The sequence below is a fragment of the Agrococcus sp. KRD186 genome (assembly GCF_017168255.1).
GTDB lineage: Bacteria > Actinomycetota > Actinomycetes > Actinomycetales > Microbacteriaceae > Agrococcus.
This window is the reverse complement of the sequence record NZ_JABFAP010000001.1, coordinates 2,456,653-2,477,426: the sequence shown is the minus strand read 5'-3', so window position 1 is coordinate 2,477,426 and position 20,774 is coordinate 2,456,653. Positions and strand designations below refer to the sequence as shown.

The following is a 20,774-nucleotide window of genomic DNA, read 5'->3' as shown; positions in this document are numbered from 1 at the left end:
CTATGACTACAGCGGCAGCGCCAGCATCTCCTGATCGGGCGTGCCGAAGCGGTGCGCGGTGATCGACACCGACTGCTCGCGCACGAACGGCAGCAGCTCGATGCGCCCCTCGGCGGTCACCGGCCCGTCGTACACCGCCACCGTCGCGTTGCCGGCCAGCGCCGGCCGCAGCCCCGCATCGGTGCCGATGAGCCGGATGCGTCGCAGCGGCTCGGTGGTGCGCACGAGTCCCAGCGCATCCTCATTCTCGACCGGCTCCAGCACCTCGCCGGACGCGATCCGGGCGTGGAAGCCGGCGTCGGTCTCCTCCACGATCTCCTCGATGCGCACGTGCGGGATCGGCTGCCTCGACAGCGTCACGATGCCCTTCGGCACCGGGGCGGAGGTGGAGATGCGCACGATCGCGCGCGAGCGGGCAGCGGCGGCGAGCAGCCGCACGAGCTCGGCGACCGAGCCGTCGTCGGCCAGTCGCAGCAGCACGTCGGCGGGCCGGTAGCGCAGCACGTTGCGCTCGACGCCCAGATCGCTGGCGTCGCGGGCGAGGCCGAACTCCTCCTCCCACGCGGTCTGGTCGCTGTTCGCACCGGCGCGCACGCGGTCGAACTCGAGGAAGTCGAGCGAGGGCGTGGCCGCCTCGATCAGCTCGGCCACCCGCTTGTCGAGCCCGTGCAGCCGCACCGATTCGCGCGGGCCGCGCTCGACCGGCTGCCAGTCGACCAGGGTGGCGAGAGAGTTCGGGCCGCCCGGGCCGGCGCCGGGCCCGACCTGCGAGCGCTTCCAGCCGCCGGAGGGCCGCCGGCCCACGACGGCACCGGTGATGCCGCGGTTGACGAACAGGCTGCCGGCACGCACCTCGTCGAGCCACTGCGCCACCTCCAGCACGTCGAGCGAGTGGATGCCGGCGACGAGGCCGAGCTCGGTGGCGTTCTGCACATCGATCGCCTCATCGAGCGTGTCGACCTCGATGAGCGAGAGGTGCGGGCCGCGGAGCTCGGTGCGGTGCGTGAACGAGCCCGGCTCGACCGCGTCGCGGATGCCGGGCGACCAGATGCGGCCGGCGGCATCGAGCTGCCTGGGCTCGAGCAGCCACTCCTCCTCGTCCTCGAGCGTCGTGAGCGCACGCAGCAGCGGCCCCTGCGCCGGCTCGATGAGCGGGCCGACGTGCGTGCGCGCGTCGAGCGGCGAGCCGATGCGCAGCGACGACGCGGCGTCGACCAGCTGGCGCCGGAACCGCTCGGAGTCGCCCACCGTGCCGACCATGATGACGACGGATGCGGCCGAGCGCGTCTGGCCGGCGTGGCCGAAGGCGCTCTGCACGATGTCTGCCACCGCGAGCTCGAAGTCGGCCGAGGGCGTGACGATGATCGTGTTCTTGCCGCCGGTCTCGGCCAGCAGCGGCAGCTCGGGCCGCCAGGAGCCGAACAGCTCGGCCGTATCGATCGAGCCGGTGAGCAGCACCCGCCCGACGGCGGGGTGCGCGATGAGCTGCTTCGCCACCTCGCCCTCGTCCATGTCGCACAGCACCAGCACCTCGCGCGGCACGCCCCCCTCCCACAGCGCCTCGCACACGACGGCGGCGCTGCGGCGAGCATGCGGCGCAGGCTTGAGGATGACGGCGGAGCCGGTCGCGAGCGCAGCGGTCACGCCACCGACGGCAGCGGCGACCGCGTCGTGCCATGGCGGCGCCACGACGGTCAGCGCCACCGGCTTCGGGATCGCGTCGTCGAGCTGCTCGAGCAGCGGCGCCCGCTCCGCGGAGAAGCGGGCGAAGTCGATCGCCGCCGACACCTCCGGGTCGGCCTCAGCGACCGTCGTGCCGGTCTCGGCCAGCATGATCTCGATCAGCCGGCCGCGGTAGGCGCCCAGCGTCGTGGCCGCCTCGCGCAGGATCTCGCGCCTGCCCTCGGCACCCAGCGCAGCCCATCCGTTACTGGCCTGCGCAGCACGGTCGATGCGGCGCTCGAGCGTCGGCCAGTCCTCGATGCGGTTCATCTCGAGCGTGCGGCTGCCGAGCTCGGTGGCGCCGGCGCGCTGCACGATCTGCCGCGCCCAGTCGCGGTTGGAGGCCAGCGCCGGGTCGGTGTCGGGCTCGTTGGCGAAGGCGGGCGGGGCTGTCTGCGACGCCTGCAGGTCGCCCTGGCGGTCCTGGGTGCGGTTCGATTGCGGCGCGGGCTGCACGCCGTCGCGGCCGGCGGGCCGTGCGGCGTCCTCGCTGCACAGCAGCTCGAGCGAGTCGAGGAAGCGGTCGCGCTCGCGCTCGAAGACGGCGGGATCGGAGAGCTCGAGCAGGCTGGAGGCGAAGCCCTCGTCGGCCGCGTGCTCCTGGAGCCGGCGGATGAGGTAGCCGGCGGCGGCGTCGAACTGGCCGGGCAGCACCACTGGCGCGGTGAGCACGAGGTGCGGGAAGACCTCGCGCACGGCGTCGCGGTGCTCGGCGGCCATGCCCAGCAGCATCTCGGCGTCGATGCGCTGGTGCGTGCCGTGCTCGCGAGCGAACTCGGCCGCGTAGGCGAGGTCGAAGAGGTTGTGGCTCGCGACGCCGACGCGCACGGCGAAGGCATTGTCGGGCAGCAGCGCCTCGCGCAGCACGCGCGTGAAGTTGGCGTCGGTCGATGCCTTCGACGGCAGGGTCGCGAGCGGCCAGCCGTGCAGGGTCGCCTCCACGCGCTCCGTCGCGAGGTGCGCGCCCTTCACCAGCCGCACCCTGATGCCAGCGCCGCCCTGCGCGCGGCGCTCCTTCGCGAAGGCGGCGAGGCGGCGGTAGACAGCGAGGGCTTCGGGCAGGTAGGCCTGCAGCACGATGCCGGCCTCGAGCCTCGCGAGCTCCGGCCGCATGAGCAGGCGCTCGAACACCGCGATCGTGAGGTCGAGGTCGCGGTATGCGCCCATCTCGAGCGTGATGCGCTTCGCGTGCTGCGCCTGCGCGGCGGCCGTGTAGAGCGGCAGCAGTCGCTCGGCGACCTGCTCGACGGTCTCGTCGAACGCCCACGGCTGCCGCTGCGGCGCCATCGGCGACAGCGCCACCGAGATGGCGTCGACGTCGTCGCGCTCGAGCAGCTCGACGGTGGCGGCGAGGCGCTCGTCGGCCCCCTGCTCGCCGAGCACCGCCTCGCCGAGCAGCGTGATGCTCAGCCGGGTGCCGTCCTCGCGCAGCTTCGCGAGCGGCTTGGCGAGCTTGGCGGGGGTCGCATCGATGACGAGGTGCGAGACGATCTCGCGCATCGCCTTCTTCACCATCGGCATCACGAGCTTGGGGCTCACGATGCCGAAGCCGCCGCCGAGCGTGACGCCGAGCTTGAGGTACCAGTCGAGGAAGCCGGGGATGTCGCGGCTGAGCTCCTCGAAGTTGCGAGCGCCCACCTTCGGATCCTCGGGCCGCACGACCTTGTCGACGAACGCGACCGCGAACTCGAGCCCGTGGGGATCCTTCAGCAGGCCGGCGAGACGCTCCTCCGCCTTGTCACGGCTGCGCTTGTCGCGCCCCGAGTCTGATGCGGGGCTGAGCCAGGCGCGCACCCGCTCGATGGCGGTGAGCGCGTAGGGGTCGTCGCTCGCTGGGCCGGCGAGCGGTGCGGGCGCCGGTGCGGGCACGGGTGCCTTGGGGGAGTCGGCGGCGGGCGCGGGCTCGGCAGCGGCGATGGGAGCGGAGACGGGCGCAGCCTCCGGCAGCGGCGTCGGCTCCGGTGCGGGGCCAGGCTCGGGTCGGGGTCGCACTCGCGGGCGCGACGCGGGCTCCCGCTCCACGACCGGCTGTGGCTGCGGTTCCGGCTCGGGCCTCGGCTCCGGAGTGGCCGAGACGTTCGGCACGGGTGCCGGGGCCGCCGCGGACTCCGCCGCCTCCCGCAGCTCGGCCTCGGCGGCCGCCCTGGCCGCTGCGCGGGCGGAGACCGCTGCCGCCAGCCCGCCGATCCTGGGGGTGTCCTGCGGCGGCAGCAGCGGCGACGCATCCGGTGTGGCGACGGGCGCGGCGTCCTCGGCAGGCGCGGCATCCTCGGTGGCCGTGGCGGCCTCGGCAGGCGCAGCGGCCTCGGGGGCCGTGGCGGCAGACGCCGCCCCCTCCTCCGGCACCGACTGCTCTGGCACCTGCGCGGCCTCGGGCACGGGGGTCAGCGACGCGGCCCGCAGCTCCTCCTGCAGCTCCAGCGCATCCATCTGCACCGTCGGCACGTCGACGATGTCGGCGGAGAGCGACCAGCCCGACGCGGGCGGTTCGGCGGCCGAGCGGGCGACGCCCGGCACCTCGACCGGCTGGTAGGGGCTGACCGCGGCCGCCCAGGTCGCGTCATCGACCTCGAAGGCGGGACCGGAGTCGAGCGTCACCGTCAGCCGCACCGGCTCGTCGGGGTCAGCGTCGGTCTCGTCGGCATCCTGCTCGTCGACGACCTCCAGCGGGTCGTCGAGGCCCAACTGCCGGATGTCCTCGTCGCTCTCCACAGGAGGCTCGGCGTCCGGCGCGCCCGACGACCGCTCGCGCTCGGCCTGCTGGATCCCCTCGGCGATCAGGGCGTCGAAGTCTTCGTCCCTGGGCTGCTCGGTCATGCGGCATATCGTATGCGTGCAGGCCATGAACCCGGCGTCGCACGGGTGCAGGCCAAGGATCGGCCGCTCAACGAGGAGGACCCGCATGCTCGCAGGCAAGCCCCGCATCGCCATCATCGGCGGAGGCCACAACGGCCTCACCGCCGCCGCCTACCTCGCCCGCGCGGGCGTGGCCGTGACGGTGCTCGAGCGCCTGCCGCACGTCGGCGGGGCTGCCGTCTCCACCAGCGGCTTCGTCGGCCTCGACGCCCGCCTGTCGCGCTACAGCTACCTCGTGAGCCTGCTGCCCGAGCAGATCATCCGCGACCTGGGGCTCGACGTGCGCCTCGCTCGGCGCCGCTACTCCTCCTACACGCCGGTGCCAGCCGGCTATGGGCACGACGGCGCTGGAAGCGGCCGATCCGGGCTCGGCGGCGACCGCGGGCTGCTCATCGACGCCGGCGACGAGGCCGCCACGCGCGCCTCCTTCGCCGCCATCGGCGCCGCCGGCGATGCGGATGGGTTCGGTCACTTCTATGACCGCACCACCCGGTTGGCGGCGGCCCTGTTCCCGACGCTCACCGAGCCCCTGCCCACCCGCGACGCCGCGCGCGCGGCTGCGGGAGCCGCATCCGCCTGGTCCGAGATCGTCGACGCGCCCATCGCCGACGCCATCGAGGGCGCGGTCGCGGACGACCTGGTGCGCGGCGTGATCGCGACGGACGCGCTGATCGGCACGTTCGCCGCGCTCGACGACCCCGGGCTCGAGCAGAACCGCTGCCTGCTCTACCACGTGATCGGCGGCGGCACCGGCGACTGGGACGTGCCGATCGGCGGCATGGGGCGCGTCTCCGGCGAGCTCGAAGCGGCGGCGCGGGCCGCGGGCGCGACCATCCTGACGGGCGTCACGGTCACGGGCGTGACGCCCGACGGCGAGGTGACCTGGGAGGAGCGGGTCGGCGGCAGCCTGGCCGGCTCGGCGGGTGTGCCCAGCGGCACCGAGCTGACGGCGCAGTTCGACCTGGTGCTCTCCGCTGTGGCGCCGCACGTGCTGGCGGGGCTGCTGGGCGAGGAGGGCGCCGGTGGCCGGCAGCGGCCCGAGGGTGCGCAGGTGAAGGTGAACATGCTGCTCTCGCGGCTGCCGCGGCTGCGGGGCGATGTCTCGCCCGAGGCGGCCTTCGGCGGCACCTTCCACATCAACGAGACCTACACGCAGCTCGGCGCCGCGCACGCCGCGGCGAGCGCCGGCCGCATCCCCGAACCGCTGCCGTGCGAGATCTACTGCCACTCCCTCACCGACCCGACGATCCTCGGTGACGAGCTGCGCGCATCCGGCGCCCACACCCTCACCGTCTTCGGGCTGCACGTGCCCGACCGGCTGCTGAACGACGACACCAACGAGCGGATGCGCGGCGAGCTCGAGCGGGCCGTGCTGGCCTCGCTCGACTCGGTGCTCGCCGAGCCGATCGAGCCGCTGCTGCTGCAGGGCACGGGGCCGGACGGCATCGCCACCCCGGCCATCGAGACGAAGACCACCCTCGACCTCGAGGCGGCGCTGGCGATGCCGGGCGGCAACATCTTCCACGGCCCGCTGTCCTGGCCGTGGCTGGAGGAGGAGGCGACATCGGTCGCCGAGGCATGGGGCGTGGAGACGGCGCACCCGCGAATCCTCCTGGCCGGCGCAGGCGCCCGCCGTGGCGGGGCCGTCTCAGGCATCGGCGGGCACAACGCGGCACAGGCGGCGCTGGAGCTGCTGGCAGGCCGGGTCGGGTGACGTTCCCTCAGTGCTCCAGATCGCCGATCCAGAGACCCATACCCGGCGTGATGAAGTGCAGTCGGCCTGCGCCGTCGTGGTAGATCGTCCCCTTCTTGAGGAGGCGATCGCGCAAGTACGAAACCGACTTGGCCGTCGTTCCGAGTTCAGCAGCCACCTCGCCGCCCGTTGGCGGCCGAGCGTGCTTCTGAGCGGCAGATGCGGCGGCGCGAAGATATTCCCGCTCCCGGCCACTGGCGTCCTCCCAGCGGCTCGTGAACAACTGCTCGAGGTCCGCCTCGATCCTGGGCCGAGCGGCATGAGCGTGGACGAGAGTGATCTCGGCGCTGTCATGGGAGGCCCTCCAGGCGAAGTGGCCGACGACCTGGATGGCGTACGGGTAGCCCCCGGCGATGCCCAAGAGCGCATCCGCTGCCTCTGGAGTCATTGGTCGGCCAGCCTGTCGCGCCGGTTCGACGAGAGCCTGTCGAGCGTCCTTGGCCGGTAGCGCCTCCAGCTCGTGCCATTCCGCTCGTTCGAGGTAGGTCGGCAGCCTGCGTGGCCCGCGATTGCTCCGCAGGGAGGGCAGTGCGGCCACTGCCACGACCAAGGGCCAGTCCAGAGGGACGCTCTCCTGGAGTAGAGCACCGAGGGTGTTGAGCTCGTCCGGGGAAGCGTTCTGCAGCTCGTCAAGGGTAAGGAGGAGGCCGGCACCGCGTTCGGCGGCGACCTGCATGACCTGACGGAGCGCAGTGGCCACGTCGAGGTCAGCGGCCCTGTCGGCCGCATCCACCTGGAACTCGATCGCTCCGCCCACTCCGAGAGCCTTCGCCTCGACCTTGCCACCCGAGACCCGGGTCCGTCCCAGGGGCCGTTCGGCCACGACAGTGCCCGCCAGCAGTTGGCGAGCCTTCTGGAGGCGCAGGCTGAGCTCCGCGAGGAATCCGCCTGCCTTGGCCTCGACGTGCACAGAGGGCCACGACAATTCCTCGGCCGCGAGGGTGGCGATCTCTCCCAAGGTCACGGTCTTGCCGACGCCGCGCGGCCCGACCAGGATCAGCGGCCGCGGGGTGCGGGCATCGTATGCCGCGACCTCCAGGGCTTCGACAGCACCGTCGAGGACCTCAACGCGACCAGCGAAGACGACCGGGGCCTGGTTGAAGCCGGGCCGGAACGGATTGGACTGACGGCGAGTCATCGGTCTCCTCTCGCGCGGTATAGCGAGTCTAGCGCTTCAAGCGGTTGCTAGCAACGTATAGCACGATTGCCGCCGCGAGGCAGTGCCGCAGCCGGCGGGGCGTCATCTCGCTTGCAGAACTTCCCTCGCTTCGCCACAGCGCTCTTCTTGTACGGCCGGGGTTTCGCCTCACTACCAGGGCGAGGCTTGAGGCGCGGCCGGGGCCGAGGCCGAGTCGGGTTGGGGATAGCCCTCAAACGCGAGGTCAGCGGGGCGTGCGGCCGCCCCAGGTGGAGGGTGCCGGGAGGCGGTTCGACGGCAGCCGGTTCATCTCTGCCCAGTCGTGCACCCGCTGGTCGAGCTCCGGCATCACGACCGAGAGCCCGGCGGCCTCGAGCACCTCGGTCACCCGCGCGATCGTCGCCGTGCCGACGCCGCGCTCGATGAAGCGGCCCTGCACGACGCCGCGCGCGTGCACCTCGCCGTCGACCACGAACCGCTGCTGCAGGTAGATCGCCCGCTCATCGGCGCCCTGCACGGCCGTCTCGATCTCGAACCGCTGCCACAGATCGAGCGAGCGCCGGTAGACCATCGTCGACTGGCCGACCACCGCGTAGATGCCGGCCTTGTCGAGCACCGCCGACATGCCCGTGCGGTTGGTCATGTCGACGCGCGCGAGGTCCATGTACGAGAGGTAGCGTCCGTTGTTCATGTGCCCGAGCAGGTCGATGTCGGTCGGCAGCACCACGAAGGGTGTGCGCGCCACCTCGTCGATCCCGAGCGCCGGGCGTCCCTTGCTCTTCACGGTCATCGCCATCAGCCACTGCAACCACATGTTCACGGTCAGCCATCCTGCCCGACGTGCACACCGCATCCGCTCTCGTTTGGGAGAATCGAACAATGCACAAGGTGCTGCTCTACTACCGCTTCACGCCCATCGCCGACCCCGAGGCGGTGCGGTTGTGGCAGCGCGCGCTCTGCGAGTCGCTGGGGCTGACCGGTCGCATCCTGATCTCGCCGCACGGCATCAACGGCACGGTCGGAGGGGAGACGGATGCGCTGCGTCGCTACGCGCGCACCACGCGCGAGTATTCGGGGTTCAAGGGCCTCGACATCACGTGGTCGGCGGGCACGGGCAGCGACTTCCCGCGGCTGAGCGTGAAGGTGCGCGACGAGATCGTCACCTTCGGCGCGGCCGATGAGCTCGAGGTCGATGAGGCCGGCATCGTCGGCGGCGGGCGGCACCTGCAGCCCGGCGAGCTGCACGAGCTGGTCGAGCAGCGCGACGACGTGGTCTTCTTCGACGGCCGCAACCGCTTCGAGGCCGAGGTGGGGCGCTTCAAGGGCGCGATCGTGCCCGACGTGGAGACCACCCGCGATTTCGCGCGGCTGCTCGACTCGGGCGCCTACGACCACCTGAAGGACAAGCCGGTGGTCACCTACTGCACCGGCGGCGTGCGCTGCGAGGTGCTCTCGAGCCTGATGGCGAAGCGCGGCTTCCAGGAGGTCTACCAGCTCGACGGCGGCATCGTCCGCTACGGCGAGCGCTTCGGCAACTCGGGGCTGTGGGAAGGCTCGCTGTACGTGTTCGACCAGCGCCAGACGATGCAGTTCGGGTCGGATGCGGCAGTGCTCGGCTCGTGCGCGGCCTGCGGCGCGCCGACGGGCGGCATGGGCAACTGCCGCCTCTGGTCGTGCCGCAAGCAGGTGCCCGTGTGCGGCGACTGCGAGCCGGCCTGCGCCGAGCACGTCGCCAGCGGCTGAGCGGTCAGTCGATCCCCATGCGCTCGCGGAAGTCCCTCGCGGCTGGGTCAAGATGCACAAGACCAGGAACGTCGGAGAAGGCGCGGTCGGCGGACGCCAAGGCGTGCACATGCTCGCGCTGTTGCGCCACGGCCGCGAGCACTGCGTCGAACGCGCCGAGCGATTCGTGTTCGCGGAACCTCCGCATCCCTAGCGAGAGGTCGTCCGCGTCGACGGTGATGAGCGGTGCCAGCACTGTTGCGTAGCGCTCTGTCAGCACCACGGCGTCGTCGCGGCCTCGCCGCCTCGCTCGGACATGTGCGAACTCCTGCAGCACCTCGACGGTAGTGGTCGCGGCAAGCGCGCCCGCTCCGACTGCAGCGATGGCCGCGCGGCACGGGTCTCGGAGGGGGTGCTCGACACCCACCGCGTAGACGAGCACGCTGGTGTCAAGGAGTATCAATCGCCGCCTCGCAGCCGATCGAGCTCCGCGCGCAGCTCCGCCGGATCGGGCACTGCCATCGGCTCAGCGGCCAGGATGTCGGCTGCGGCCTTCGCCCGCTGCTCCGCCTGTGGCGGATACACCAGGTTGATCGCATCCCTCACGAGCGCCGCTACCGAGACGCCCCTGACCGCGGCCGTCCATTCCAGACGGGCGCGCTGCTCCATCTCGATGAGCACCTGCAGTCGCTCAGTCTTCATGCTCATACTGTAGCATGAGCATGTTTTGAAAGGGGAGAATCCCGCCACCCGGTCGTCGTCGATCGCCACCAGCACCGGCTCATCCTGGCTGTGCCCGTCGACGCTGACCGCAACCCACGCAGCGGTCGCCTCCGCGGCCGCGTTCGAGTCCCGCCAGGGCGCGCCACCCTCCGCGTCGGTGCGACCGGAGCGGCGCGGCCAGAGATGTGCACGCGCCTCGCCGAAGCGATGTGCTCTCTCCCACGCTGCGGCCGCGGAAACACGCGGAATCGGGCTACGCCGTCCGCCAAGCGGCGTGCACATCTCAGCGGCGGCCGGCGGCGGCTACGCTGGCCGCATGGGCGAGGGCGACATCCACATCCGGCGAGCGCGCGCGGAGGATGCGGCCGTGCTGCAGCAGCTGATCGCCCAGCACCGGCACGCCGACGAGGAGGACGAGAAGGTCGACCGCTACCGCGAGCGCCTTGACTCGCTGGTGGTCAACGAGGCGCACCACATCGTCGTCGCCGAGGCCGACGGGCAGCTGCTCGGCTACGCCGCCGCGCAGGACTACGGCCCCGCCCCGCAGCGCGACTGGTCGATCGCGCGCATGCACGACCTGTGGGTGTCACCGGATGCGCGCGGCCGCGGCGCGGGCACGGCGCTGTTCCGCGCGGTGCAGACCTGGGCGGAGCAGCAGACCAGCATCCGGGTGCTCGAGTGGCAGTCGCTCGAGGTCGCGGCCGAGTTCTACAAGAAGCTCGGGCTCTCGGGCGAGCGCGTCGACGAGGCCGACCCGCGCGAGCTGTACGAGATCGAGGTGCACCTGCCGGGTGCCGAGTGAGGGACCGGGCCCCGGGACGGGGCCCGGCGCTGGCGTCGCGAGCACGGCCCGAAAGGGCCGTGCTCCTCAGCTCCAGCGCGCTACTCGAGGTGCTTCGGCGTCTCCACCCGGCCAGAGACCTTGCCGACCGCCATCTTCAGGATGACGCGCTCGGCGGCATCCGGCGGCGGGGTCTGCGCGGCATTGCCGTAGCGCTTGCCCATCTCGACGTAGAACGCGCCGGTCGGGTCAGGCACGACCTCTGCCAGGTGCCCGCGCACCTCGACGTAGAGGTAGGGCTTCTCGGGGTCGGTCATCGAGAGCGACATCGCCGGGTTCGCCTGCAGGTTCGTGAACTTCTGCCGCGTGCTCGTGTGGGTGAAGAGCATGTGCTCGCCGTCGAAGCCGAACCACATCGGGTTCACCTGCGGAGTGCCGTCGGGCCGCACGGTCGCGAGGTGCGCGAACAGCGGCTGATCGATGAGGTACCGGTACTGCTCTGGGATCGTCGCCATGCCCTCAGGCTCTCATGCGCGCGCGTCGGCGACCTCGCCGATCGCGTCGAGCTGCCACTCGAGCGAGCCGGCCGCGAGTGAGACCGTGGTGACCGAGCAGTTCGGCAGGATCACGTCGGGCGTGACCTCGGGCACCAGCTGGCGCAGCAGCGAGGTGATGAAGCCGCCGTGCGAGACCAGCAGCACCTCCACCTGCTCCTCGCCCGGCACGGCGGCCGCGGCGCGGATGACGTGCTCGAGCGCGGCGTCGGCGCGCAGCACGGTGCCGGCTGCCTGCTCGGCCTGCCCGCTCGAGTCGAGCTTGGCGATGGTGTCGAACAGCCCGCGCCAGCCGACCTGCTCGCCGATCGTGCGCAGCGCGCTCAACTCGCGGTCGACCTCGAACCCGTGCTCGACGATCACCTCGCCCCAGACGTCCGCGGCGGGCCGCTCCTCGTGGGCGCCGAAGTTCCACTCGCGCAGCAGCGCGGTGTGCTCGAGCGGCGGCTGCGGGTCGAGGGCCGCGAGGATGCCCTCGGCGGTCGTGCGGGTGCGCTGCAGGTCGGAGCTGAAGGCGAGGTCGAAGCGCTCGCTCGAGAGGTGCTCGGCGACCGCGGCGATCTGCTCGCGGCCGCTGCCCGTGATCGGCGAGTCGGAGACGCCCTGCAGCACGTGGTTGACGTTGTGCTCGGTCTCCGCGTGGCGCACGATGCGCAGCCGCACGGCGCGACCATTCGCGAAGGCCGCGAGCTCCTCGGGGAGGTGCTGCTCCGCATCCGTCTGCACGGTCTTCGTCTGCTGCGGCTCTGCCGGCTGGTCCGTCATCGGTTCTCCATCTTGTCGAGCATGTCGTTGTAGGCGTGCCGCTGCGCGTCGCCGTCGCGGTCGGCGGCGCGGTCGATGCGGGTGCGCTCCTTCTTGTCGCTGCGCGCCCACAGCACCGAGGTGATGATCGCCAGGATCACCGTCGGGATCTCGCCGACCGACCAGGCGATGCCGCCGCCGACCTGCTGATCCTCGAGCGCGTCGATGCCGTTGCCCATGGCGCCGAACCAGTCGGCCAGCAGCAGCGCCTCACCGGTCATGAGCGTGAGGCCGAAGAAGGCGTGGAAGACCATCGTGCCGATCAGCAGCACCAGCCGCAGCGCGAACGGCGGGCGCGCGGGACCGGGGTCGATGCCGATGATCGCCTGCACGAACAGGTAGCCGGCGCCGACGAAGTGCAGCACCATCCAGACGTGCCCGAGGTGCTCGCGCATCGCCCAGTCGAAGATGGGCGTGTAGTAGAACACCCACAGGCTCAGCACGAAGATGCCGGCGGAGACGATCGGATGCCCGACCACCTGCATGTACCTCGAGTGCACGATCGCGAGGATCCACTCGCGGCCCCCGCGGGTGCCGTCGCGGCGCTTGGCGATCGCGCGCATCGCGAGCGTGATCGGCGCGCCCGGCACCAGCAGCACCGGCACGGCCATGCCCAGCAGCATGTGCACGAGCATGTGCAGCGAGAACTGGAACTCCTGGTAGACGTTCAGCGAGCCGGACGTGCACCACCACAGCAGCAGCACGCCCGCGCTCCAGGAGAGCGTGCGCAGCACCGGCCAGCGGTCGCCGCGCTTCGCAAGCCGCCGCACGCCGGCGAGGTAGAAGAACAGCAGCAGCGCGCAGATGACCGTCCACAGCGGGTCGAGCGACCACTCGGTGAACAGCCGGCCGAAGTCGAACGGCGGCGGCAGCAGCTGGCCGGTGAGGATCTCGGCGGGCGTCGCCTCCAGGCCCGGCGGTGTCTCCGGCACGGGCGTGGGGGTGCGCGCGAGCCCCGCGGCGACGCCGGCGGTCACGCCCATCACCACCAGCTCGAGCGCCAGGATCGTCGCGATCGCCTTGCCGCCCACGCGCTCGCCGAGCGTCTTCGCTGGCGTGAGCAGACGCATCCGCTGCCAGGCACCGAAGCCGCCGAGCACCACGAGCAGCACTGCCTTGGCGATCGAGAGGATGCCGTAGTCGCTGAACCACGCGCCCTCCATGCGCACCCACGAGGAGGCGATGCCGCTGAAGGCGACGACCCCGAAGCTGGCGGCGGCGAGGCTCGAGTAGCGCAGCAGCACGTCGCTGAGCGCGGCGTTCGGCACGTCGGTGCCCAGGGGGGCGGATGCGTCGTGGCCGTCGCGCGCACCGGTCGCGGCGCGCGGGCCGGCGGCAGGCGAGCCCGCGGTGCGCCGCCCCCAGGCGAGCAGGCCGACGTGGAAGAGGCCGCCGAGCCAGATGGAGACGAACAGCAGGTGCAGCAGCAGCGCCGAGACGGCGACGTCATGGCCGGCGGTGCCGCCCGCGTGACCGCCCGAGGCGATGAACCAGAACGGCACGGCCCAGGCGACGACGGCGAAGGCTGCGGCGACCGCGCCGCGCGCGACCAGCAGCACCACCGTCAGCACGGCGAGCGAGAGCAGCGTCGCGAGCATCAGCCTGCCGGCCTCGATCTCGACGAAGAACAGCTGCAGCAGCTGGCCGAAGTCGTTGGTGGCGGTGACCGGGTTGGTGACGACGGTGCGGAAGCCGCCCCAGGCGACGAAGCCCTGCGCGACGGCGGCGATGCCGGTGGCGCCCGCGGCGATGTCGAGCGTGCGGTGCCAGTCGCGGCTGCCCGGGCGCAGCGCGAAGCAGGCCAGCACCAGCCCGCCGAAGGCCGCCGCGATCGCGAGGTTGCGCAGCATGGTGGCCATCGGAATGCCGTAGCGCACCACGGCGCCCGGATCCTCGATGGGCTGTTCGGTGGCGCCGCCGCCGAACTCGAGCGCCGCCCAGGCGGCGGCCAGCCCCGCGAGGATCGCGAGTGCCGGCGCGAGGAGACGGAGGCGCTGCACGGATACAGGGTAGTCGCCGCGGCTATGAGCGGCGGCGACGCTCGGCGGCACACGGGTGTCGGCCCGCGCGAGCGCCGAGACAGCACTAGGGGCCCCGCCGTGCCGGCGGAGCCCCTCGTGTGCTGTGTGGTGCGGTCTTACTTGACGGCTGCCTTGAGCTTCGAGCCGGCGGTCAGCTTGACGCGGTGGCCGGCAGCGATCTTGATCTCGGCACCGGTCTGCGGGTTGCGGCCCGTGCGGGCAGCGGTCGCGGTGCGCTCGGCGCTGAAGAAGCCGGGGATCGAGACCTTGTCGCCAGCCTTGACTGCCGCCGAGACCTCGTCGAAGAGCGCGTCGAGCACGGCGCTGACCTTCGCCTGCGAGAGGTCGGTGGACGCAGCGATCTTCGATGCGAGGGTGGTCTTGTTGATGGTCTCAGCCATGGTGTCCTCCTGGTCGTGGCATGTCCGTCCCGCCTGGGGGCGGGCATTCGCCGGGGCCCGTGGGGGCTCCGACCACCCCCGAACGTAGCCGCGAGGCCCAGAATCCTGCGGAGAAACACCCCGACACGCCGCGATTTCCGCGTGTTTTCGCGGTTCGCGAACGATTTTGGGGGACAGATCGCCCCTCTAGCGCGGTTCCGACGCCCGAGACGGGCGTCGGCGCTGGCGTCGCGGTCGCGGCCCGACAGGGCCACGACTCTCAGCTCCAGCGCGCCGGCGCGACGCCGTCGCCGCCCTGCGGCGCTCGAAGAAGGGCAGGAAGACGCCGATCAGCGGGCCCACGCCGAAGGCGAAGATGACCGTGCCGACGCCCACCGGGCCGCCCAGCAGCCAGCCGATCAGCAGCGCCGTGCCCTCGATGAGGGTGCGCACGATCCAGATGCGCCAGCCGGTGATCCGCACGAGCCCCGTCATCAGCCCGTCGCGCGGGCCGGGGCCGAGCTGCGGGGCGATGTAGATGCCGGTCGCGATCGAGAGCAGCACGATGCTGCCGACCAGCATGAGCACCTGTGCCCACAGCTCGGTCGGCGCCGGGATGAGCCACAGCCCCAGATCCGCCGCCGGGCCGACCAGCACGGCATTCAGCAGCGTGCCGATGCCGGGCCGCTGCCGCAGCGGGATCCACACCAGCAGCACGATGCCTGAGACCACCACGGTCGCGGTGCCGTAGCTCATCGGCAGGTGGTTCGCGATGCCGAGCGAGAACACGTCCCACGGGCCGACCCCGAGGCTCGCGCGCACCAGCAGCGCGAGCGAGATGCCGTAGAGGAACAGGCCCGCCATCAGCTGCGCGACGCGGGCCGTCGTGTCGGCAGCACCCAGCGCATCGATGGGCAGCAGGAGTCGGCGGATGCGGTGCACGGCTCCATTCCACACGGTCGCGCATGCAGACGGGCGGGCCACTGAGGCAGAAGTGGCTCGTGCTGAGCAGTCCACTGTGCGGCAGGATGGCGGCATGACCTCCCGGCTCGGCACCCAGCTCGGCGAGTGGCGCGCGACCACCGCGGTCGCGCAGTCGCTCGCCGACCGCATCCGCATGCTGCTGCTCGACGGCCGCATCACCGTCGGCGAGCGGCTGCCGAGCGAGCGCGCGCTGGCGGCGGAGCTCGGCCGCTCGCGCGCCACCATCGCCCGCGCCTACGAGCTGCTGGAGGCGCGCGGCTACGTCACCCGCGCGCACGGCTCCGGCACCCGCGCCGCGCTGCCGACCCAGCGCATCCAGCGACCGGCCGCCGCCGACCACGGCGTCATCGACTTCACGATCGCCTCGGTCGGCTCGGTGCCCGGCCTGCACGCCGCGACGGTGCGCGCGCTCGACCGGCTCGCGGGGCTGCTGGGCACGCCCGGCTACTCGCTCGACGGGCTGCCGCAGCTGCGCGAGCGCATCGCCGAGCGCTACGCGGCGCGCGGGCTGCCGACCGACCCGTCGCAGATCGTGGTCACCAGCGGCGCGATGCATGCGCTGACGGTGGTGCTCGCCGCGTTCGGCGAGCGCGGCAGGACGGCGCTCGTCGAGCAGCCCTCCTTCCCCCACGCGATGGACGCGCTGCGGCGCACCGGCCACCGCCTGCTGCCGACGCCCGTGGCGCCCGCCGCGCACCAGACGGCCTCGGCCGGCGAGGGGCCTGGTGGCGGCGGCGGCTGGGACGCATCCCACCTCATCGACACCCTGCGCGCGCACCGGCCGGCGCTCGCCTACCTGATCGCCGACTTCCACAACCCCACCGGCGCGACCATGCCGGAGCTCGAGCGCGCCCGGCTCGCCGCCGTCGCCCGCACCACGGGCACGCTGCTGGTCGTCGACGAGACCTGCGCGGAGCTCGACATCGACCGGGGTTGGACGCCGCGGCCCTTCGCCGCGCACGGCCCGGCGATCCTGATCGGCTCGATGTCGAAGATCGCCTGGGGCGGGCTGCGCATCGGCTGGATCCGCGCCTCGAGCGCCGCGCAGACCGCGCGGCTGCTGGCGGCGCGGCCCTCGATCGACCTCGGCACGGCGATGCTCGAGCAGTGCATCGCCATCGAGCTGCTCGACGACATGGATGGGCTGCTCGCGCGGGCGCGCGAGCGCCTCGCTGCCGGGCGCGCGGCGGTGGCCGCGGGGCTCGCCGCCCAGCTGCCGGAGGTCGCGATGCCGCGCGTGCCAGGCGGGCTCGCCGCCTGGGTGGATCTCGGCGGCCCCTGGTCGACGGCGCTCTCGCTCGCCGCGCGCGATCGCGGCCTGCTGCTGCCGCCCGGGCCGCGCTTCGCCGCCTCCGGTGTGCTCGACCGCTTCACGCGCATCCCGATCTCCTGGGAGCCGGAGGTCACGCGCGACGCGATGGCCAGGCTCGGCGATGCCTGGCGCGCCGTGCACGCGGGCGAGCGTCCGGACACGACGCGACTGGCGGCATCCGCCGTCGTGTGAGGGGCGCCGTTGCGGCTCGCCGGGCGGCAGGGGCGCGGCGATCAGCACCCTTGACGCCCGCCCGCATCCGCGCTTGCGTTGGCGGCATGGCGATCATCGGCTTCCATGCCTCGCACGAGCAGCTCGCCCCGAGCGCGCTGCTGCAGCACGTCCGGCACGCGGAGGCCGCGGGCTTCCAGGCGGCGATGTGCTCCGACCACCTCGCGCCCTGGAGCCTGCGGCAGGGCCACAGCGGCCACAGCTGGTCGTGGCTCGGCGCGGCGCTGGCGACCACCTCGCTCTCCTTCGGCGTCGTCACGGCGCCCGGCCAGCGCGCCCACCCGGCCGTCGTCGCGCAGGCGATCGGCACGCTCGGCGAGCTCTTCCCGGGCCGCTTCTGGGCGGCGCTCGGCTCGGGCGAGAACGTGAACGAGCACGTCACCGGCGCGCCGTGGCCCGACAAGGCGGTGCGCGAGCGGCGGCTGGTCGAGAGCGCCGACGCCATGCGGCGGCTGCTCGCCGGCGAGCAGGTCAGCCGCGACGGGGCGGTCACCGTCGACCGCGCGCGGCTCTGGTCGCTGCCGGCCGAGCCGCCGCCGCTCATCGGCGCGGCGATCTCGCCCGCCTCGGCGGCCGCGCATGCGCAGTGGGCGGATGGGCTGATCACGGTGGCAGGGGAGGTCGCGGCCCTGCGCGAGGTCGTCACCGCCTATCGCGACGCCGGCGGGCGCGGCCCGGTCACCGCGCAGCTGCATCTCTCGTGGGCACCCGACGAGGACGAGGCGGTCGCGATCGCGCTCGACCAGTGGGCGCACGGAACCATCGGGCAGCCGGAGTCGTGGGACCTGGCGATGCCGGCGGAGTTCGACCGGCGCAGCGCCGGCGCCGACGAGGCGGCGATCCGGAAGGCGGTGACCGTCTCGAGCGACCTCGCGCTGCACCGGGCGCGGATCGCCGAGATCATCGGCGCCGGCTGCGACGCCGTCTACCTGCATCACGTCGGCCAGCAGCAGGAGGCGTTCATCGACGCCTTCGGCGAGCACGTGCTGCCGGCGGTGGCGGCATGAGCCCGCGGCCGATCGAGTCGGCAGACCTGTGGTGGCGCAACGCCGTCTACTACTGCCTCGACATCCAGGTCTTCCAGGACTCCGACGGCGATGGCGACGGCGACATCCAGGGGCTGATCTCACGCATCCGCTACCTCGCCGAGCTCGGCGTGACCTGCCTGTGGCTGATGCCCTTCTTCCCCACCGCCGACCGTGACGACGGCTACGACATCACCGACTTCTTCGCCGTCGACCCGCGGCTGGGCACGCTCGGTGACCTGGTCGAGCTCGTGCGGGTCGCGCGGGCGAACGGCATGCGGGTGATCGTCGACTTCGTCATGAACCACACCTCGGCCGAGCACCCGTGGTTCCAGGCCTCCCGCGCCTCGAAGGACTCGCCGTTCCGCGACTGGTACGTCTGGCGCGACGCGCCACCGCCCAATCCCGATGCGCCCGTCTTCCCCGGGCTCGAGGACTCCACCTGGACGAAGGACGAGCGCACGGGTCAGTACTACCTGCACCACTTCCGCGCGCACCAGCCCGATCTGAACATCGCGCATCCGGAGGTGCAGGCGCAGATCGAGCGCAACCTGGGTCTCTGGCTCGAGCTCGGCGTCTCGGGCTTCCGCATCGACGCGGTGCCCTACCTCTTCAGCGGGGCCGATCGGCACTCGAGCGAGCGGCCGGGCACCGACTACGACGGCGAGGGGCACCTGCGCCAGATCGCTCGGTTCGTGACGCGCCGGATGGGCGAGACGATGCTGCTGGGAGAGGTGAACCTGCCGCACGAGCAGCAGCTGGAGTGGTTCCAGGCCGAGGGGAAGGCGGCCGGGCTGCACGTGCAGTTCGACTTCGTCTCGATGCAGCGCCTCTTCCTCTCGCTCGCGCGGAAGGACGCGCATCCGCTCGCCGCCGCGCTGCGCGACCGGCCGGATCTGCCGCCCACCGCCCAGTGGGCGAACTTCGTGCGCAACCACGACGAGCTCACGCTCGACAAGCTCGCACCCGAGGAGCTCGAGGAGGTCTTCGCCGCCTTCGCGCCGGAGGAGCACATGCGGCTGTTCGGCCGCGGCATCCGGCGCCGCCTGCCGACCATGCTCGGCGACGCGCGCGCGGTGCGGCTCGTCTACACGCTGATGTTCTCGCTGCCGGGCGTGCCGGTGTTGTTCTACGGCGAGGAGATCGGCATGGGCGAGCAGCTCGCGGTCGAGGGCCGCTACGCGGTGCGCACGCCGATGCAGTGGGAGGCGGATGCGTCGGCCGGGTTCTCGACGGCGCCCTCGCGCCGCTGGTCGCGGCCGATGCCGGACGGCGAGTGGGGGCCGGACCGCGTCAACGTGGCCGACCAGCGCCGCGACCCGACGTCGCTGTGGCGGCACATGCAGCAGCTCACCACGATGTACCGGGATGCGCCGGCGCTGGCGTGGTCGGCGCTCGAGATCATCGGGGTGCGGCAGAAGGCGGTGCTCGCGCACGTCTGCCGCACGGACGACTGGGCGATGCTCGCGCTGCACAACCTCGGCGACGGCCGCGAGTCGGTGCGGCTCGAGGTGCGCGCCGAATCGGGCCCGGTCTCGCTCATCGACCGCTTCGATGACTCGTCGATGACGATCGACGGCATGCTCGAGCTCGACCTGGACGCCTACGGCTGGCGCTGGCTGCAGGTCTCCCCTGCTGACGCCACAATCCGGCGAGTGTGAGCGGGCTCAGGCGGGGGGCGTGTCGAAGGGACCTTCGCCACGGGCGACGCCCTGCTCGACGAGCGCCTGCAGTGAACGATCGATGCGCAGCAGTGCACGGATGCCGATGATCGCGATAGTCAGGAGCGCGGCTGCCGCGAGCAACCAGAACAGCGTGGGCAGGAGCGCGACCAGCATCTGGCCGCCGGAGAAAGTTCCCATGGTGCAAAGTATGGCCCAGCGTGCCCCAGGAACGACGAAGGCCCCGACCGCCGGAGATCCGGGGTCGGGGCCAACGCGTGAAGCGGGTGCTTACCAGCTCGACTTGGTCACGCCGGGCAGCTCGCCACGGTGTGCCATGTCGCGGAAGCGCACACGCGAGATGCCGTAGTCGCCGACGTGGCCGCGGGGGCGGCCGTCGATGGCGTCGCGCTTGCGCACGCGCACGGGCGAGGCGTTGCGGGGCAGCTTCTGCAGGCCGAGACGAGCGGCTTCGCGCTCCTCGTCGGTGCTCTTCGGGTTGACGAGCGCCTTCTTCAGCGCCAGACGCTGCTCGGCGTAGCGGGCGACGATGACCTTCCGCTGCTCGTTCTTGGCGATCATGCTCTTCTTGGCCATTATCGCTCCTCTCGGAACTCGACGTGCTGGCGGACGACGGGGTCGTACTTCTTCAGCACAAGGCGGTCAGGGTTGTTGCGACGGTTCTTCTTCGTCACGTAGGTGTAGCCGGTGCCGGCGGTCGAACGGAGCTTGATGATCGGACGGACGTCCTGGGACTTCTTCGCCATCAGAGCTTCACCCCCCGAGCCTGCATGTCACGGACGACGGCCTCGATGCCACGTGCATCGATGACCTTGATGCCCTTGGCCGAGACGTTGAGCGTCACGTTGCGTCGAAGCGACGGGACGAAATAGGTCTTGCGCTGCACGTTCGGGTCGAAGCGTCGCTTCGTGCGCCGGTGCGAGTGCGAGATGTTGTGCCCGAAGCCGGGAACGGCTCCGGTCACCTGGCATACCGCTGCCATGGTTCCTCCAAATGGGTACCGTGGGCATGAAGCCCACCCAAGATCACTTGCCTGCTCACGCCGCTGCCGAGCCCTTGCGGGTGTTGGAGGGGGCGTGTGCTGCG

Annotated in this window: 20 protein-coding genes; 6 read left to right on the top strand and 14 right to left on the bottom strand. The window is 72.2% G+C overall.

Translation table 11 applies throughout. The features are described 5' to 3' along the window. Positions 1-6: 6 nt before the first annotated feature. Entirely contained in the window at positions 7-4,539 is a 4,533-nt protein-coding gene (locus J1M46_RS12150; protein WP_241249110.1) for a bifunctional proline dehydrogenase/L-glutamate gamma-semialdehyde dehydrogenase, read from the bottom strand. 85 nt (positions 4,540-4,624) lie between these two features. Here J1M46_RS12150 and J1M46_RS12145 point away from each other — a divergent pair, with 85 nt between their 5' ends. Further along, positions 4,625-6,292, top strand: a complete 1,668-nt coding sequence (locus J1M46_RS12145; protein WP_206448036.1) for a phytoene desaturase family protein — start codon at positions 4,625-4,627, stop codon at positions 6,290-6,292. A 7-nt stretch (positions 6,293-6,299) separates the two neighbouring features. Here the strand turns inward: J1M46_RS12145 and J1M46_RS12140 are convergent, their stop codons facing one another. Both J1M46_RS12140 and J1M46_RS12135 read right to left on the bottom strand, forming a co-directional pair. Further along, positions 6,300-7,469 carry an ATP-binding protein gene (locus J1M46_RS12140; RefSeq protein ID WP_206448035.1) on the bottom strand — a complete coding sequence of 390 codons (1,170 nt, stop codon included), beginning with the start codon at positions 7,467-7,469 and terminating at the stop codon, positions 6,300-6,302. Between the two features lie 244 nt (positions 7,470-7,713). After that, positions 7,714-8,283 (bottom strand): acyl-CoA thioesterase, encoded by a 570-nt coding sequence (locus J1M46_RS12135; RefSeq protein ID WP_241249654.1) that lies wholly within the window; start codon positions 8,281-8,283, stop codon positions 7,714-7,716. A gap of 65 nt (positions 8,284-8,348) precedes the next feature. On the opposite strand from J1M46_RS12135, the gene trhO reads away from it, so the two are divergent. After that, positions 8,349-9,212 carry an oxygen-dependent tRNA uridine(34) hydroxylase TrhO gene (trhO, locus tag J1M46_RS12130; RefSeq protein ID WP_206448033.1) on the top strand — a complete coding sequence of 288 codons (864 nt, stop codon included), beginning with the start codon at positions 8,349-8,351 and terminating at the stop codon, positions 9,210-9,212. Positions 9,213-9,216: 4 nt separating this feature from the next. Here trhO and J1M46_RS12125 read toward each other — a convergent pair whose 3' ends face one another. Next, positions 9,217-9,654 carry a type II toxin-antitoxin system VapC family toxin gene (locus J1M46_RS12125; protein WP_206448032.1) on the bottom strand — a complete coding sequence of 146 codons (438 nt, stop codon included), beginning with the start codon at positions 9,652-9,654 and terminating at the stop codon, positions 9,217-9,219. Continuing rightward, positions 9,651-9,968, bottom strand: a complete 318-nt coding sequence (locus J1M46_RS12120; RefSeq protein ID WP_206448031.1) for a hypothetical protein — start codon at positions 9,966-9,968, stop codon at positions 9,651-9,653. The genes J1M46_RS12125 and J1M46_RS12120 overlap by 4 nt, the downstream gene beginning before the upstream one ends. Before the next feature lie 262 nt (positions 9,969-10,230). On the opposite strand from J1M46_RS12120, the gene J1M46_RS12115 reads away from it, so the two are divergent. Further along, the gene (locus tag J1M46_RS12115) at positions 10,231-10,716 is read left to right on the top strand and encodes a GNAT family N-acetyltransferase (RefSeq protein ID WP_206448030.1); all 486 of its coding nucleotides are present in this window, start codon (positions 10,231-10,233) and stop codon (positions 10,714-10,716) included. An 80-nt stretch (positions 10,717-10,796) separates the two neighbouring features. Here the strand turns inward: J1M46_RS12115 and J1M46_RS12110 are convergent, their stop codons facing one another. From J1M46_RS12110 to yczE, 5 genes are all read right to left on the bottom strand, one after another. Then, positions 10,797-11,210, bottom strand: coding sequence for a PPOX class F420-dependent oxidoreductase (locus J1M46_RS12110; RefSeq protein ID WP_206448029.1), 414 nt, complete (start codon positions 11,208-11,210; stop codon positions 10,797-10,799). A gap of 12 nt (positions 11,211-11,222) precedes the next feature. Next, on the bottom strand, positions 11,223-12,014 hold the full coding sequence (locus J1M46_RS12105) for a histidine phosphatase family protein (RefSeq protein ID WP_206448028.1): 792 nt from the start codon (positions 12,012-12,014) through the stop codon (positions 11,223-11,225). Beyond that, a complete protein-coding gene (locus tag J1M46_RS12100; RefSeq protein WP_206448027.1) occupies positions 12,011-14,053 on the bottom strand; it encodes a cytochrome c oxidase assembly protein in 2,043 nt (680 codons plus the stop codon). The genes J1M46_RS12105 and J1M46_RS12100 overlap by 4 nt, the downstream gene beginning before the upstream one ends. A gap of 137 nt (positions 14,054-14,190) precedes the next feature. After that, positions 14,191-14,475, bottom strand: coding sequence for an HU family DNA-binding protein (locus tag J1M46_RS12095; RefSeq protein ID WP_092917306.1), 285 nt, complete (start codon positions 14,473-14,475; stop codon positions 14,191-14,193). Positions 14,476-14,661: 186 nt separating this feature from the next. Next, positions 14,662-15,396: a membrane protein YczE gene (gene yczE / locus J1M46_RS12090; RefSeq protein WP_206448026.1), complete on the bottom strand. Its 735-nt coding sequence runs from the start codon at positions 15,394-15,396 to the stop codon at positions 14,662-14,664. Between the two features lie 94 nt (positions 15,397-15,490). On the opposite strand from yczE, the gene yczR reads away from it, so the two are divergent. The 3 genes from yczR to J1M46_RS12075 all read left to right on the top strand — a co-directional run bounded on the left by yczR (position 15,491) and on the right by J1M46_RS12075 (position 19,667). Further along, positions 15,491-16,942 (top strand): MocR-like transcription factor YczR, encoded by a 1,452-nt coding sequence (gene yczR, locus J1M46_RS12085; protein WP_206448025.1) that lies wholly within the window; start codon positions 15,491-15,493, stop codon positions 16,940-16,942. 86 nt (positions 16,943-17,028) lie between these two features. Next, positions 17,029-17,988: a TIGR03885 family FMN-dependent LLM class oxidoreductase gene (locus J1M46_RS12080; protein ID WP_206448024.1), complete on the top strand. Its 960-nt coding sequence runs from the start codon at positions 17,029-17,031 to the stop codon at positions 17,986-17,988. Then, entirely contained in the window at positions 17,985-19,667 is a 1,683-nt protein-coding gene (locus J1M46_RS12075; protein ID WP_206448023.1) for an alpha-amylase family glycosyl hydrolase, read from the top strand. Before J1M46_RS12080 ends, J1M46_RS12075 begins: the two co-directional genes overlap by 4 nt. A gap of 6 nt (positions 19,668-19,673) precedes the next feature. Here the strand turns inward: J1M46_RS12075 and J1M46_RS12070 are convergent, their stop codons facing one another. The 4 genes from J1M46_RS12070 to rpmB all read right to left on the bottom strand — a co-directional run bounded on the left by J1M46_RS12070 (position 19,674) and on the right by rpmB (position 20,670). Continuing rightward, entirely contained in the window at positions 19,674-19,868 is a 195-nt protein-coding gene (locus J1M46_RS12070) for a hypothetical protein (protein WP_206448022.1), read from the bottom strand. A gap of 90 nt (positions 19,869-19,958) precedes the next feature. After that, on the bottom strand, positions 19,959-20,264 hold the full coding sequence (gene rpsN / locus J1M46_RS12065; RefSeq protein ID WP_206448021.1) for a 30S ribosomal protein S14: 306 nt from the start codon (positions 20,262-20,264) through the stop codon (positions 19,959-19,961). Continuing rightward, a complete protein-coding gene (gene rpmG, locus J1M46_RS12060) occupies positions 20,264-20,434 on the bottom strand; it encodes a 50S ribosomal protein L33 (protein WP_072314797.1) in 171 nt (56 codons plus the stop codon). The genes rpsN and rpmG overlap by 1 nt, the downstream gene beginning before the upstream one ends. Further along, the gene (gene rpmB / locus J1M46_RS12055; RefSeq protein ID WP_206448020.1) at positions 20,434-20,670 is read right to left on the bottom strand and encodes a 50S ribosomal protein L28; all 237 of its coding nucleotides are present in this window, start codon (positions 20,668-20,670) and stop codon (positions 20,434-20,436) included. The genes rpmG and rpmB overlap by 1 nt, the downstream gene beginning before the upstream one ends. Positions 20,671-20,774: the final 104 nt, after the last annotated feature.

Excerpts from the sequence above, each read along its gene's own strand:
- J1M46_RS12075 (WP_206448023.1), top strand. The coding sequence starts at position 17,985 with ATGAGCCCGCGGCCGATCGAGTCGGCAGACCTGTGGTGGCGCAACGCC.
- J1M46_RS12115 (WP_206448030.1), top strand. The coding sequence starts at position 10,231 with ATGGGCGAGGGCGACATCCACATCCGGCGAGCGCGCGCGGAGGATGCG.
- J1M46_RS12145 (WP_206448036.1), top strand. The coding sequence starts at position 4,625 with ATGCTCGCAGGCAAGCCCCGCATCGCCATCATCGGCGGAGGCCACAAC.
- J1M46_RS12095 (WP_092917306.1), bottom strand. The coding sequence starts at position 14,475 with ATGGCTGAGACCATCAACAAGACCACCCTCGCATCGAAGATCGCTGCG.
- J1M46_RS12135 (WP_241249654.1), bottom strand. The coding sequence starts at position 8,283 with ATGTGGTTGCAGTGGCTGATGGCGATGACCGTGAAGAGCAAGGGACGC.
- J1M46_RS12150 (WP_241249110.1), bottom strand. The coding sequence starts at position 4,539 with ATGACCGAGCAGCCCAGGGACGAAGACTTCGACGCCCTGATCGCCGAG.
- trhO (WP_206448033.1), top strand. The coding sequence starts at position 8,349 with ATGCACAAGGTGCTGCTCTACTACCGCTTCACGCCCATCGCCGACCCC.
- J1M46_RS12110 (WP_206448029.1), bottom strand. The coding sequence starts at position 11,210 with ATGGCGACGATCCCAGAGCAGTACCGGTACCTCATCGATCAGCCGCTG.
- J1M46_RS12070 (WP_206448022.1), bottom strand. The coding sequence starts at position 19,868 with ATGGGAACTTTCTCCGGCGGCCAGATGCTGGTCGCGCTCCTGCCCACG.
- rpsN (WP_206448021.1), bottom strand. The coding sequence starts at position 20,264 with ATGGCCAAGAAGAGCATGATCGCCAAGAACGAGCAGCGGAAGGTCATC.
- J1M46_RS12080 (WP_206448024.1), top strand. The coding sequence starts at position 17,029 with ATGGCGATCATCGGCTTCCATGCCTCGCACGAGCAGCTCGCCCCGAGC.
- J1M46_RS12140 (WP_206448035.1), bottom strand. The coding sequence starts at position 7,469 with ATGACTCGCCGTCAGTCCAATCCGTTCCGGCCCGGCTTCAACCAGGCC.
- rpmB (WP_206448020.1), bottom strand. The coding sequence starts at position 20,670 with ATGGCAGCGGTATGCCAGGTGACCGGAGCCGTTCCCGGCTTCGGGCAC.
- rpmG (WP_072314797.1), bottom strand. The coding sequence starts at position 20,434 with ATGGCGAAGAAGTCCCAGGACGTCCGTCCGATCATCAAGCTCCGTTCG.
- yczR (WP_206448025.1), top strand. The coding sequence starts at position 15,491 with ATGACCTCCCGGCTCGGCACCCAGCTCGGCGAGTGGCGCGCGACCACC.
- J1M46_RS12105 (WP_206448028.1), bottom strand. The coding sequence starts at position 12,014 with ATGACGGACCAGCCGGCAGAGCCGCAGCAGACGAAGACCGTGCAGACG.